Source organism: Xanthocytophaga agilis, from assembly GCF_030068605.1.
GTDB lineage: Bacteria > Bacteroidota > Bacteroidia > Cytophagales > 172606-1 > Xanthocytophaga > Xanthocytophaga agilis.
The window spans coordinates 530,968-545,767 of record NZ_JASJOU010000002.1; the positions used below are offsets into that span (position 1 = coordinate 530,968).

Below are 14,800 nucleotides of genomic sequence, written 5' to 3' on the forward strand. Positions count from 1 at the left end.
CACTCTGGCTATGAATCCACTAATCGTTTGTTTTGGAGAGATTCTCTGGGATGTATTGCCCACCAGTAAACAACCCGGAGGTGCGCCAATGAATGTAGCAGCGGACCTTCGGAATTTTGGTGTCAATGCTCAGCTTATAAGTCGGGTAGGAAATGACGAACTAGGCAGTGAATTACTGGATTTTCTAAAACAGAAAGGTATCTCGACCGAACTAGTCCAAACAGGGCAATCACATCTTACAGGTGTAGCCAAAGCCAATGTTTCGGATGCGAATGAAGTGACGTATAAAATTGTTCAGCCTGTAGCATGGGATTATATACAGTTAACTCAAAGCATGGAACAAACTGTAAAACAAAGTAACTTCTTTGTATATGGCAGTCTTGTAGCCCGTAGTCAGCAATCACAGGAGACTCTTCTATCACTGCTAAAGATAGCCCCACATAAAGTTTTTGATGTAAACTTAAGAGCACCACATTATACACGAGAATTAGTAGAAGATCTGTTACACCAGGCTCACATAGCAAAATTGAATGAGCATGAACTGGCAGAATTGGCAGCCTGGTATGGAGACTCAACAGAATTACATACTACCATGCAGGCATTACAAGATCGCTACTCTCTAGACACGATTTGTGTAACATTAGGTGCTCAGGGAGCAGCGTTGCTAAACAAAGATGGATTCTTTCAGCAATCAGGCTTCATTGTCGAAGTAAAAGATACCATTGGTAGTGGTGATGCATTTCTGGCTGCCTTTCTTTACAAAACCTTACAAAATGAGGTGCCTCAGAAAACACTTGAATTTGCGTGTGCAACAGGAGCCTTTCTGGCAACGAAACAAGGGGCCACTCCACAATTTTCTGAAGAAGATATATACTCATTTTTAGCAAAGGCTCAGATACTTTCTTCGTGATTAAAGAACACATCTATAATTTGTTCTACCCTACTCCTATTTATATGTATAAACGGCTGGCTTGTCTTTTCTTATTGATCCATGTGGTCTATTATTCTGTGGCCCAGAACGAACCTCATCGTCCACAGTTTCATTTCTCCCCTAACAAGCATTGGATGAATGATCCAAATGGAATGGTGTATTATAAGGGGACTTATCATCTGTTTTTTCAACACTATCCGGATGGAACTACCTGGGGACCTATGCACTGGGGACATGCGACTAGTGCAGATCTGGTTCACTGGACAGAGCAGCCCATCGCATTGTATCCGGATAGTCTGGGATATATTTTCTCAGGAAGTGTGGTAGTAGACAAGGATAATACCAGCGGTTTGGGTAAAAATGGTGTATCACCACTGGTTGCCATTTTCACACACCATAATCCAGATCTGGAAAAACAAAAAAGCGACAAATACCAATACCAAAGTCTGGCATATAGTTTAGATGAAGGCAAAACATGGAAGAAATATGAAAATAACCCAGTACTACCTAATCCCGGTATTACTGATTTTCGTGATCCCAAAGTACGCTGGTATGAACCTCAGCAAAAATGGATCATGTCCCTTGCCACTAAAGATCGTATCACCTTTTACTCTTCACCTAATTTAAAGAACTGGACAAAAGAAAGTGAGTTTGGACAGGATGCAGGATCACATGGCGGAGTATGGGAATGTCCTGATTTATTTCCACTAACAGCTAATGGAAAAACGGCTTGGGTATTGTTGGTTAGCATCAATCCTGGCGGGCCAAATGAAGGATCCGCTACTCAATACTTTATAGGAGACTTTGATGGAAAAACGTTTAAGCCCTATTCTAAAGAAACCAAATGGATTGATTACGGAACAGATAACTATGCAGGTGTAACCATTGCTAATACCAACGAACGAACCCTGTTTCTGGGTTGGATGAGTAACTGGTTATATGGAGAAAAAGTGCCCACCAGCCCTTGGCGCAGTGCAATGACTGTACCGCGGGAATTAGGACTTACTCAAATAAAGAAAGACTGGTTTCTAACATCTGTTCCTGTAAAAGAGTTAAATGTTTTGAAAGGGGAAAGCTTCTCACTCAAAAAAGAAAATATCAAAGGAGGACGTCCACTCACGAGTAAGCTAAAAAATGAAACCGGATTATTTAAACTGGATGTGTCAGCACAAAATACAAATGACTTCTCTATTGTACTGGCTAATGATCGGGGAAATGAAGTAATCATCGGATATGATAAAGCCAGTAATGTATACTATATAGATCGTACCCATTCCGGCCAAACAAACTTTAGAGAAGGATTTGGAAAACGGTATACTGCTCCCCGCCTCTCAGCAGATCAGATCATCTCGCTTACAGTAATTGTAGATGTTGCTTCAGTAGAACTGTTTGCAGATAATGGACTAACCGTAATGACTGGGATCTTTTTTCCGGAACAGCCTATGTCTCAACTTTACATCAAATCAGCGAAAGGTATCTTTATTGAAAATTTACTATACACCAAGCTTAAGCCATCCGTTAAACAACCCGTCAAAAACTAAGACACTAACTTAGAGTATATGCTTCTATATCAGAGATAAGTTTCAGGCAAAAATCAGTAAATTTGAAGAAACTTATCTCTGATTATTATGTCCTGGCATGCTGAAGATTTGATTATGACCCGTCTGGTCGAAACCATCATAGCCCCTGTAGTTTCTTCTCAGACAGACTTATATGTTGGATTACTGGAATCTGTTATTTCTCAACAACTTTCTGTAAAAGTAGCCGATATTATTTATGCCCGTTTCTGCGGATTATTTGAGAACAATAACCCTCTTGCAGAACAAGTTCTTCTGACAGATATAGAAAAGCTTCGTTCAATAGGTTTATCTGGTCAGAAAGTAAATTACATCCGTAATATAGCCACCTTTCACCAGAAATATCCTATCACAATGGATCGGCTTACGTCTTTGACAGATGAAGAGATCATTACACATCTTACTCAGATTAAGGGTGTAGGCCGCTGGACTGTACAGATGCTTCTGATGTTTCCAATGAATCGTCCGGATATATTTCCCATAGATGATCTGATAATCAGACAATCGATGGTTGAATTATATAAAGTGAATGAAACCGGGAAAGAGTTACACAAACGTCTTCATGAGATAGCGGAAAGATGGAAGCCTAATCGCACGCTTGCTTGTAAATATTTGTGGCGATCCCGAGACAAAAAGTATTTACTACTAGTTCAACCCACACAGGATACGATAACCCAGATTGTCTAAAATCGGACAATTGCTGTCCGCTTACGGACAGTTGCTAAACGCTACTCTTTTATAAAAGCCTCAAAACAATCAGTTTTTGAGGCTTTTATTTTTGGCAGACCATTTGTTATACCGAAATAGAAGTAATACAAAACAATCATTATCTCTTTTCTTATGCGTCGAAGTGATCTTGGGGAATTTGAAGAAATTGTGTTATTAACAGTAGCGGTTCTGACACCTAACGCTTACAGTGTAGTGATTGCAGAAGAACTGGAAGCACAGACCGGACATACTGTAACCACAGGTGCAGTTCATGCAGCGTTGCAACGTCTGGAAGACAAAGGACTTGTCAATTCTCAAATGGGTGAAGCCACAGCTGAACGAGGTGGCCGTCGCAAACGCCTCTTTACAGTAACAGTTGCAGGCAGTCGTGTACTGCATGAAGTTCAAGCCGTTCGGGACAGGCTCTGGCAACGAATACTTCCTAATGCGCTGCCTAAAATAGATCTGGCCTAAAAAAAGTACCACAATGTTCACAAAATAAGTATGAGCATCGGTAAAAAGAATCATCCTCCATGCTGGTTAGACTGGTTACTGGAGCGGTTTTGTGCACCTCACTTATGGGAGGAAGTGCAGGGAGACCTGCATGAACGACATCAACTACGAAGCAAACGAACAAGTAAGCAAAAAGCAGATTGGCTTTACTTCAGAGATACAATAAGCTATTTAAGGCTCTCCATTTTTAAACGTACAGATTCACCCAAACCTATCCTTACAGATATGTTACGAAATCATCTCACTATTGCATTGCGTAATCTGACTCGCAACAAAACGTATTCGGTTATCAATATAGGAGGTCTGGCCGTGGGAATGGTAGTCGCTATGTTGATTGGACTGTGGATATATGATGAACTTTCGTATGATACCTACCACCCGAATTATGAGCACATTGCTCAGGTAATGGATACCCGTACATTCAATGGAGAATCTACTACCAGTGATTTAGGTGCGATTCCTTTAGCGAATGAATTACGAACCAAATATGCCAATCATTTTGAACATGTCTCTCTTGTCTGGAAAAACTATACACATGTCCTGGCAGTTGGAGATAAAAAAGTAGCGCAGTCAGGTGTATGGACCCAACCAGAATTCCCTGAAATGTTGGGTTTACATATGATCAAAGGAAGCCGGGGTGCATTAAAAGATCCCTCTTCTGTACTGATCACTAACTCTCTGTCAAAAGCCTTATTTGGCGAAAAAGATCCATTAGGCCAGATTATCCGAATAGATAATATGGCAGAAGTGAAGGTAGCTGGCGTATTTGAAGATCTGCCCAAGAATTCCACATTCTATGAAACCAAACTTTTTCTGGCTTGGGACAAAGCTGTCAGCACATTCGGTGGAGGAGTAAAAGAAGCTCAGGCAGATTGGGACTACCGTAACTGGCGGATATTTGTTCAGTTAAAAGAAGGGACAGATATTCATACGGTAAATAACATTGTCAAACACATTGCCCAACCACATATAAAAGAAGGGAAAGAAGAAATTCTTTTATATCCCATGAGTCAATGGCATTTATACAATCAGTTTGAAAATGGGCAAGTAGCAGGTGGCAGAATTCAGTTTGTTTGGATGTTTGGTATCATTGGGGTATTTGTGTTGTTGCTGGCTTGCATCAACTTTATGAATCTGTCAACTGCCCGTAGTGAAAAACGAGCCAAAGAAGTGGGTATCCGAAAAGCCATTGGATCAGTTCGAACGCAATTGATAGGGCAGTTTCTCAGCGAGTCTGTACTTATCTCCTTCCTTGCGCTGGTTCTGGCATTGGCCTTTTTATGGATTTCGCTTCCTTTCTTTAACCAGATTGCATATAAAGAAATTCACATAACATGGGCTAGTATATCCTTCTGGACCATCATCCTAGGATTTACAGTACTGACGGGCCTATTAGCAGGAAGTTATCCGGCATTCTATCTATCTTCTTTTGAGACTATCAAAGTATTGAAAGGAGCCTTGCAGATCGGTCGACTGGCCACATTACCACGCAAAGCCCTGGTAGTAACTCAGTTTACGGTTTCTGTGACCTTGATTATCGGGACTATCATTGTCTACCAACAGATTCAGTTTGCTAAAGACAGATCAGTAGGATACAATAGGGAAGGACTTATTCTCATTCACATGAACACGCCTGAGCTTTATGATACTCCCTATAATTTTTTACGGAGTCAGCTTCTTTTGACAGGAGCGGTAAAAGACATGGCACGTTCATCTGATCCCACTACAGACGTCTCTTACATTGAGAAAAATATTAGCTGGAAAGGCAAAGACCCCAGTCTGGTCCCTCTGCTAGGTTCTTTTGCAGTTACACATGATTATGGAAATACACTAGGCTGGCAGATTAAAGAAGGACGTGATTTTTCCAGAGAGTTTCCAACAGATACAGGCTCCGTTATTATCAATGAAGCAGCAGCAAAGCTTATGGGATTGAAACATCCTGTAGGAGAGCATCTTTCTTCTCCTGGTCAACCTGATCGTATCATTACAGGAGTTGTAAAAGATATGATTGTAACATCCCCTTATCAGGCAACAATGCCCATGTTATACATGCTGGAATACAAATGGTCAAATTTCATCATGGTACGCTTATCTCCTTCCTTATCGGCACACGAAGCCTTGGAAAGAATTGAGCCTGTTTTCAAAAAGATAAATCCCGGAAGCGAATTTGATTACACATTTGTAGATGAAGAGTATGCGCACAAATTTTCAGATGAAGAACGCATAGCTAACCTGGCAACCATATTTACAACATTATCCATCTTTCTGTCATGTCTGGGATTATTTGGGTTAGCTTCCTTCATGGCCGAACAACGGATCAAAGAAATAGGCATTCGCAAAGTACTTGGAGCCTCTGTTTTCAGTCTGTGGCAATTACTTTCCAAAGATTTTGTCCTTCTGGTTTCTGTAGCCTTTCTCATTGCAGTTCCTGTTAGTTGGTACTTCTCAAACAGTTGGTTACAACAATACGAATATCGGACTAGCATCGCCTGGTGGGTTTTCATTGCTTCTGGCGCGGGAGCCTTACTGATTACCTTACTCACGATCAGCTTTCAGACACTAAAAGCAGCCTCACGCAATCCAATCAAAAGCTTACGGACAGAATAGGTTATTTGTAGAAGATAAACATTGTTTAAAATGAGTGCTACACTATGAACAACAAAGAGAAGGATCATTTTCATCCACCACCACGGTGGTTAGATTGGTTACTGGAGCGATTTTGTGCACCACATCTGTGGGAAGAAGTGCAGGGAGATCTGCATGAACGATTCTATTTACGAATCAAACGGACAAGTAAGACAAAAGCTAACTGGCTTTACTTCAGGGATTCACTCAGTTATCTGCGTCCTTCGGTTTTCAAACATCACTATTCACCTCAACCTTCATTTGCAGATATGATACGTAATTATCTCACAATAGCCTGGAGGAACCTTCTCAAAAATAAAGCATTCTCTTCTATCAACATAGCTGGTCTGGCACTTGGCATGACATGTACCCTGCTTATTATGTTCTGGATACAGGATGAATACAGTGTTGATGCCTTTCATATACATAAAAATCAGCTGTATAGGATTTATGAACGTCAGTTTTTCAGTGGAAAAGCGCAAGGGGTTATATGGACCCAAGGACCGCTGGCAGAAGAACTAAAAAAAGAAATACCGGAAATTGAGATGGCAACAGCTTTTTCATGGACAAACTATCAGGCATTTACCGTTGGAAATAAGACCAATAAGCAAGGTATCAATACAGCAGGTCCGGATTTCTTTAAAATGTTCAGCTTTCCTCTGCTACAAGGAAATGTAGAAACAGCATTAAAGGACGTAAACAATCTGGCAATATCCCGAAAAATGGCAGAAGCTTTTTTTGGTTCACCAGAAGCTGCTATCGGCAAAACTATCAGATATGACAACCGAAAAAATCTGATAATAACTGCGGTATTTGAAAATATTCCCCAAAACAGCACCTTGCAATTTGATTGTCTCAGATCCTGGGAATCGTATGTACAAGATAATGAATGGGCGAAAGGATGGGATTCCAACGATCCGCTAACATTCTTTATGCTTCGCGCTGATGCAGATCCAGCCAAAGTAGAAGCAAAACTCAAACATTTCACAGACAAATACATTCCAGATCCGAATAAGACCTTTCGTACCGAACTGGGTATACAGCCTTTTCATGAATATTATCTGAACAGCAATTTTGAAAATGCTCAAGTTGCAGGTGGACGCATTAAATATATACATCTGTTCACCATTGTAGCTGTCTTTATTCTGCTGATTGCCTGTATTAACTTTATGAACCTGGCTACTGCCAGATCTGCCAAGCGAGCTAAAGAAGTAGGGGTACGAAAAGCTATTGGAGCTATACGCTCAGCTCTAACCAGACAGTTTCTCAGTGAGGCAATGCTTCTTACAATCCTTGCAGTTGGATTATCACTTTTATTGGTATTTGTCTTATTGCCATTTTTCAATAGCCTCACAAACAAACATATGACTATACCTATAACCAACATCTCCTTTTGGGGGATAGTTGCAGGCATGACGTTCATAACAGGTTTACTGGCAGGTAGTTATCCAGCATTCTTCTTATCCTCTCTTAATCCCGTAAATGTACTCAAAGGCACACTTAAGTTTACTTCTGGTTCACTCTGGTTTCGCAAGGGTCTGGTAGTATTTCAGTTTGCCCTATCAACTATTCTAATTATTGGTATGATTATTATCTATCGTCAGATAGAATATGTACAAACCAAAAACCTGGGCTACTCTCGCGAAAACCTGATTTATTTTCCACTAGAGGGAAATCTGGATAAAGATTATGGGATTCTGAAAGAACAACTCTCTCAGATTTCAGGTGTGAAACAAGTATCACATATTACCGAATCTCCAGCCAGCCTTAATTGGGGAACAGATGGAATTTCCTGGCCAGGCAGTGATCCTACGAATAGAGTTCGCTTTACTCCTGTTGGTGTAGGTTATGACTTTGTGGAGACTATGAATCTGAAAATGAAAGAAGGCCGGGACTTTTCAAAGAAATTTGCCACAGATTCAACAGGTTTTCTGATTAATGAATCAGCACTAAAAGCCATAGGATATAAAAATCCTGTTGGCAAATTTCTGAACTGGGGGAATCATCAAGGCAAGATTATCGGCGTAATCAAAGACTTTCACTTTCAATCGCTACATACACCTATACGTCCTCTGATTGCCTATCTACGTAATCAGCATCGGGAAGGTAGTATTATGGTTCGAATAGAAACAGGTAATACCCAACGAACTCTTTCTGAAATAGAAACAGTATGTAAAAAGCTAAATCCTGAATATCCATTTACCTACTATTTCACAGATCAGGAGTATGCACGGCAATATCAGAGTGAGCAGGTGATTAGTCGTTTGTCTAATTACTTTGCCGGACTGGCTATTTTTATTGCCTGCCTGGGTTTGTTTGGATTAGCTTCTTTTTCTGCAGAACAACGGGCCAAAGAAATTGGTATTCGAAAAATAGTGGGTGCATCTGTTGGTCAGATTGTACTACTCTTCTCTGCTGACTTTCTTAAACTGATTGTAGTAGCCATGCTGATCGCAGTACCTGTAGCATGGTATGCCGTTAACGAGTGGCTTCAGGGATTTGCTTACCGGACTGAAATCAGTTGGTGGATATTTGTGCTGGCAGGTATTGTTACACTTGTCATTACCATTCTGACTATTAGTTTTCAATCCATCAAAGCAGCATTACAAAATCCAGTCAAAAGCCTAAGAACCGAGTAGATAGCCAGTTGATATGTTATGATGAATACAAATAATCATCCCCCTCGGTGGTTAGATCGATTGTTAGAACGTTTTTGTGCGCCTCACTTATGGGAAGAGGTACAGGGAGACTTGCATGAACGTTATCAATTACGATTCAACCGAATAAGCAAGACAAAAGCAGATTGGCTTTATTTCAGAGATATATTCAGTTATCTGAGACCATCAATTTTTAAACGCAGACATTCACCTAGACCTGTCCTTACAGATATGTTACGAAATTACTTCCTTATCGCCTTTCGCAATCTGACTCGTCAGAAAGCATTTTCAGTAATTAACATTCTTGGCTTATCTGTAGGGATGGCTTGTAGCATTCTGATTTTGCTTTGGGTGCAGGATGAACTCAGTTATGATCGTTTTCATACACACGCCGACAAGTTGTATCGACTTACATCCCATACACCAGATATTCATGCAGCTGTTACCTCAGCTCCAACTGCAGCAGCAATGGTAGATAAAATACCTGAAGTAAAGAGTGCAGTAAGGCTATCTGATAATACCCACGTATTAGAAGTAGGTGAACGTAAATTTGAAGAGGAAGGGATTTATTATGCAGATTCAACTTTCTTTGATGTATTTTCTTTTCCATTGGTCAAAGGAGATATAAAAACAGCATTAAATCGCCCGGATGGAATTCTGATCACAGAAAGAATGGCCCAGAAATATTTCGGACAAGAAGACGCATTAGGCAAAACCATCCGAAAAGATAATCAGGATGATTTTGTAGTGACAGGTGTACTGGCTGATATTCCTGCTACCTCTCACTTACAGTTTGACTTTATTCTACCAATGTCCTTTTTAGCAAGAACAGATAGAGATCTCAAGGAAAACCGATGGGGTAGTTTCAACTTTTATACATATGTTTTGCTTGATAAAAATGCAGATGCATCATCTTTAGCTCGTCTGAATAAACAGATCAATAACATTGTCCAAAAAAACATAAAGCTTCGTGTAGATTTTCAGTTACAACCTGTACTCAGTATCCATTTGAACTCACATTTACTCAGAGATGTAGCAGGGAATGGAAATATTCAGTATGTACGCATATTCTCAGTAGTAGCTGTGTTCATTTTGATTGTCGCCTGTATCAACTTTATGAACCTGGCTACAGCCAGATCTGCTAAACGTGCCAAAGAAGTAGGATTACGTAAAGTAGTGGGAGCTGATCGTTTTCAACTCATTGGGCAGTTTCTGGCTGAATCTTCATTGATATCCTTTTTTTCATTGTTAGTAGCAATTGTTCTGGTCTGGTTGCTAATCCCATTCTTTAACATGCTTTCAGATAAGCAACTTACACTCAATTTTTTAGACACAAGGCTACTCTTAATCATTGGAGCCATAGCATTAACTACCGGATTGCTTTCAGGAAGTTATCCGGCTCTGTTTCTCTCCAGATTTCAACCTATCAAAGTATTAAAAGGAAATCTGGCAGTCGAAAATGGTAATGTGTGGTTCCGCAATGGGTTAGTAGTCTGTCAATTTGTAGTTTCCATTATTATGTTAGTTGGAACAGCAGTAGTTTACAATCAACTACAATTCATTAAGCAACGGAATCTGGGATTTGACAAAGAAAATTTACTATATGTACAGATGACAGGTGAGTTATGGAGCAAGCAACAAGCCCTCAAAAATGAACTAAAGCAAAATCCACTCACACAAAGTTTTGCTATTGCACAAGACCTCCCAACCAATTTGGGTACAGGAGCAGCTGATGTATCCTGGGAAGGGAAAGATCCTCAAAGCCAACCTATTTTTCCAACCATGGCTGTAGATGCAGGCTTTATTGATGTATTCAAAATGAAGCTACTCATTGGTCGAAGCTTTTACGTGGATTCAAAAGCTGATTCAGCAAGTTATATTGTCAACGAAAAAGCACTTCAGATTATGGGAATGAATATCTCGAATGCGGTAGGGAAATCACTCACCTTTGGAGGCATAAAAGGAACAATCATTGGTGTGGTGCAGGACTTTAACTTTAAGCCCATTCAACAATCTATAGAGCCAATGCTTATGCATCTCAATACCTGGGGAGGCAAAGTGATTATTCGTACTCAACCCAATAAAACAGAGGCAACCATTCAGGCATTGGAGTCTATTCACAAGAAACTTAATCCTGCCTATCCATTTACTTACCATTTTATAGATCAGGATCTGGCTAACCTTTACAAGACAGAAAACAGAATGGGAGATTTGTTCAATGCTTTTGCCGTATTGGCTATCTTCATTTCCTGTTTAGGTCTGTATGGACTATCCGCATTCATAGCCGAGCAGCGTACCAAAGAAATTGGGGTGCGAAGAGTATTAGGTGCTTCTGTTGGCAACATCGTTTATCTGTTATCTCAAAACTTTACTCGTCTACTGTTATTAGCTATGGTTATTGCTACTCCATTAGCTTGGTATGCAGCAAACAATTGGCTGGAAGGATTCGCCTATCGAATCAATGTTGACTGGACTATCTTTCTAATTTCCTGTTTCACTGCATTAGGTATTGCCGCTCTTACAGTGAGTTATGAATCTATCAAAGCTGCCCTGAAAAATCCTGTTAAAGCATTACGTAATGAGTAACTAACAAAGTCATATCGTATAATGAGTAGAAAAGATCAACCTCCTCGCTGGCTAGATCGACTATTAGAACGTTTTTGTACACCTAACCTGTGGGAAGAAGTGCAGGGAGACTTGCATGAACGCTATCAATTACGAATCAAACGAACAAGCAAGACAAAAGCAGATTGGCTTTATTTCAGAGATATATTCAGTTATCTGAGACCATCCATTTTTAAACGCCGACATTCACCCAAACCTGTCCTTACCGATATGTTACGAAATTACTTTCTTATCGCCTTTCGCAATCTGACTCGTCAGAAAGCATTTTCAGTAATTAACATTCTCGGTTTATCTGTTGGTATGGCCTGTAGTATTCTGATTTTGCTTTGGGTGCAGGATGAACTCAGCTATGATCGTTTTCATACACACGCCGATCAGTTGTATCGCCTTACAATCAATGCCTCTGGTGTTGATGCAGCCATAACACCTGTACCAACAGCAGCTTTATTGGCAGACAAATTACCGGAGATCAAAAATACAGTACGCTTGCATAGTGATACCCATATATTAGGGGTAGGAGATCGTAAATTTGAAGAGGAAGGGATTTATTATGCAGATTCAACTTTCTTTGATGTATTTTCTTTTCCATTGGTTAAAGGGGATGTAAGAACAGCCTTAAACCGTCCGGATGGAATTATAATTACAGAAAGAATGGCTCAAAAATATTTTGGTCAGGAAGATGCACTGGGTAAGACAATCCGAAAAGATAATCAGGATGAATTAGTTGTAATAGGTGTACTGGCTGATATTCCTAGTACTTCTCACTTACAGTTTGACTTTATTCTACCCATGTCCTTCTTAGCAAGAACTAATTACGATTTGAAAAACAATAACTGGAACAACTTTGATTTCTATACCTATATCCAGCTTGAAGACAAGACTAATACATCCCCTACTTCCTTAGCCAACCTTGAGAAACGCATTGGTAAACTTATCGAGAAAAATATACCACTTCGTGTAGATTTTAAATTACAACCTGTACTCAGTATTCATTTGAATTCACATTTACTCAGAGATGTAGCAGGCAATGGTAATATCCAATATGTGCGGATATTTTCAGTCGTGGCGGTGTTCATTTTGATTGTTGCCTGTATCAACTTTATGAACCTGGCTACTGCCAGATCTGCTAAACGGGCCAAAGAAGTGGGATTACGTAAAGTAGTGGGAGCAGACCGGATTCAACTCATTGGACAGTTTCTAGCGGAGTCCTCACTGATATCCTTTATATCATTGTTAGTAGCAGTTGTTCTGGTGTGGCTGCTGATCCCATTCTTTAACATACTTTCAGACAAACAACTTACACTCAATTTCCTGGATACTAACCTTCTTCTAATAATTGGAGCAATCGCCATCACTACTGGATTGCTGTCAGGAAGTTACCCTGCTTTGTTTCTTTCCAAATTCCAGCCTATAAAAGTACTCAAGGGAAATTTGACCATAGCTGGCGGAGGCAGTTGGCTTCGTAATGGGTTAGTAGTCTGTCAATTTGTAGTATCTATTATTATGCTGGTCGGGACAACAGTGGTTTATAATCAACTACAATTCATTAAGCAACGAAATCTGGGATTTGATAAAGAGAATTTGCTGTATGTACAGATGACAGGTGAGTTATGGAGCAAGCAACAAGCCTTTAAAAATGAACTAAAGCAAAATCCGCTCACACAAAACTTTGCCATCTCTCTGGACCTACCCACCAATCTGGCAACTGGTGTTGTTGATGTATTCTGGGAAGGGAAAAATCCTCAAAGTCAACCCCTCTTTCCAACCATGGCTGTTGATGCAGGCTTTATTGATATCTTCAAGATGAAAATACTTAGTGGTCGAAGCTTTTATCCTGATTCAAAAGCTGATTCAGCAAGTTATATTGTCAACGAAAAAGCACTTCAGATTATGGGAATGAATATCTCGAATGCGGTAGGGAAATCACTCACCTTTGGAGGCATAAAAGGAACAATCATTGGTGTGGTGCAGGACTTTAACTTTAAGCCCATTCAACAATCTATAGAGCCAATGCTTATGCATCTCAATACCTGGGGAGGCAAAGTGATTATTCGTACTCAACCCAATAAAACAGAGGCAACCATTCAGGCATTGGAGTCTATTCACAAGAAACTTAATCCTGCCTATCCATTTACTTACCATTTTATAGATCAGGATCTGGCTAACCTTTACAAGACAGAAAACAGAATGGGAGATTTGTTCAATGCTTTTGCCGTATTGGCTATCTTCATTTCCTGTTTAGGTCTGTATGGACTATCCGCATTCATAGCCGAGCAGCGTACCAAAGAAATTGGGGTGCGAAGAGTATTAGGTGCTTCTGTTGGCAACATCGTTTATCTGTTATCTCAAAACTTTACTCGTCTACTGTTATTAGCTATGGTTATTGCTACTCCATTAGCTTGGTATGCAGCAAACAATTGGCTGGAAGGATTCGCCTATCGAATCAATGTTGACTGGACTATCTTTCTAATTTCCTGTTTCACTGCATTAGGTATTGCAGCCATCACAGTTAGCTATGAGTCTATTAAAGCTGCTCTGAAAAATCCTGTCAAAGCATTACGTAACGAATAAGAATACAAAAATTAGTGTTACCCAATATAGACCCCTATTTGCATCAAACAATAAGAGCCTTGAATATCAAGGCTCTTATTGTTTGAGCATATCCCAACACTTGTATCAAAGCGGACACCTCTTGTCCGTTAACGGACAAACTATATACAACTCTCATTAGCAAAAACTTGCATTAAAGCTTACCAGAAGCGTTTTTCACTTCTGGCAAACCATTTGTTATACATTTACACAACTAATCATTCTTTACATTAACTATCCATGAAAGGAACCTATTTAGGAGAGTTTGAGGAAGTGGTTTTACTGGCAGTTGCCATACGGTCAGGGGATGCTTACGGTGCAGCAGTCACCAGTGAGATTGAACAGCAGATGGGGCGGTCTGTGAATCTGGGGGCTGTCCATTCAGCACTGCATCGATTAGAAGAAAAGGGTCTGGTAAATTCTCAGATGGGTGGAGCCACTGCCGAACGTGGTGGCCGTCGCAAACGACTTTATTCTGTAACCATTGCAGGAAAAAGAGCACTGGAAGAAATTCACCAGCTACGGAATCAGATGTGGGAATCTATTCCTAAAACAGCCTGGTCTTAAAGTTAAAA

At 40.1% G+C, this 14,800-nt stretch carries 9 protein-coding genes; all 9 read left to right on the plus strand.

The features are described 5' to 3' along the window. The first annotated feature begins 10 nt into the window (after positions 1-10). The 9 genes from QNI22_RS09045 (at position 11) to QNI22_RS09085 (ending at position 14,792) form a co-directional block, all read left to right on the plus strand. Complete coding sequence (locus QNI22_RS09045) at positions 11-910, plus strand: carbohydrate kinase family protein (protein ID WP_314510328.1); 900 nt, start codon at positions 11-13, stop codon at positions 908-910. A gap of 44 nt (positions 911-954) precedes the next feature. Next, entirely contained in the window at positions 955-2,472 is a 1,518-nt protein-coding gene (locus QNI22_RS09050; RefSeq protein ID WP_314510330.1) for a glycoside hydrolase family 32 protein, read from the plus strand. An 87-nt stretch (positions 2,473-2,559) separates the two neighbouring features. Then, positions 2,560-3,195 carry a DNA-3-methyladenine glycosylase family protein gene (locus QNI22_RS09055; protein ID WP_313993622.1) on the plus strand — a complete coding sequence of 212 codons (636 nt, stop codon included), beginning with the start codon at positions 2,560-2,562 and terminating at the stop codon, positions 3,193-3,195. Between the two features lie 153 nt (positions 3,196-3,348). Beyond that, positions 3,349-3,690, plus strand: coding sequence for a PadR family transcriptional regulator (locus tag QNI22_RS09060; RefSeq protein ID WP_313975250.1), 342 nt, complete (start codon positions 3,349-3,351; stop codon positions 3,688-3,690). 30 nt (positions 3,691-3,720) lie between these two features. Further along, positions 3,721-6,336 carry an ABC transporter permease gene (locus QNI22_RS09065; RefSeq protein ID WP_313993625.1) on the plus strand — a complete coding sequence of 872 codons (2,616 nt, stop codon included), beginning with the start codon at positions 3,721-3,723 and terminating at the stop codon, positions 6,334-6,336. Positions 6,337-6,380: 44 nt separating this feature from the next. Beyond that, the gene (locus tag QNI22_RS09070) at positions 6,381-8,993 is read left to right on the plus strand and encodes an ABC transporter permease (RefSeq protein WP_314510333.1); all 2,613 of its coding nucleotides are present in this window, start codon (positions 6,381-6,383) and stop codon (positions 8,991-8,993) included. A gap of 18 nt (positions 8,994-9,011) precedes the next feature. After that, a complete protein-coding gene (locus QNI22_RS09075; RefSeq protein ID WP_314510336.1) occupies positions 9,012-11,597 on the plus strand; it encodes an ABC transporter permease in 2,586 nt (861 codons plus the stop codon). Between the two features lie 21 nt (positions 11,598-11,618). After that, positions 11,619-14,207, plus strand: coding sequence for an ABC transporter permease (locus tag QNI22_RS09080; protein ID WP_314510337.1), 2,589 nt, complete (start codon positions 11,619-11,621; stop codon positions 14,205-14,207). Positions 14,208-14,465: 258 nt separating this feature from the next. Further along, positions 14,466-14,792 carry a PadR family transcriptional regulator gene (locus tag QNI22_RS09085; protein WP_313975260.1) on the plus strand — a complete coding sequence of 109 codons (327 nt, stop codon included), beginning with the start codon at positions 14,466-14,468 and terminating at the stop codon, positions 14,790-14,792. Positions 14,793-14,800 lie beyond the last annotated feature (8 nt).

Bases quoted from the DNA above. Each gene is read 5' to 3' on its own strand.
- QNI22_RS09055 (WP_313993622.1), top strand. From the start codon at position 2,560: ATGTCCTGGCATGCTGAAGATTTGATTATGACCCGTCTGGTCGAAACC.
- QNI22_RS09060 (WP_313975250.1), top strand. From the start codon at position 3,349: ATGCGTCGAAGTGATCTTGGGGAATTTGAAGAAATTGTGTTATTAACA.
- QNI22_RS09065 (WP_313993625.1), top strand. From the start codon at position 3,721: ATGAGCATCGGTAAAAAGAATCATCCTCCATGCTGGTTAGACTGGTTA.
- QNI22_RS09070 (WP_314510333.1), top strand. From the start codon at position 6,381: ATGAACAACAAAGAGAAGGATCATTTTCATCCACCACCACGGTGGTTA.
- QNI22_RS09085 (WP_313975260.1), top strand. From the start codon at position 14,466: ATGAAAGGAACCTATTTAGGAGAGTTTGAGGAAGTGGTTTTACTGGCA.
- QNI22_RS09080 (WP_314510337.1), top strand. From the start codon at position 11,619: ATGAGTAGAAAAGATCAACCTCCTCGCTGGCTAGATCGACTATTAGAA.
- QNI22_RS09050 (WP_314510330.1), top strand. From the start codon at position 955: ATGTATAAACGGCTGGCTTGTCTTTTCTTATTGATCCATGTGGTCTAT.
- QNI22_RS09045 (WP_314510328.1), top strand. From the start codon at position 11: ATGAATCCACTAATCGTTTGTTTTGGAGAGATTCTCTGGGATGTATTG.
- QNI22_RS09075 (WP_314510336.1), top strand. From the start codon at position 9,012: ATGATGAATACAAATAATCATCCCCCTCGGTGGTTAGATCGATTGTTA.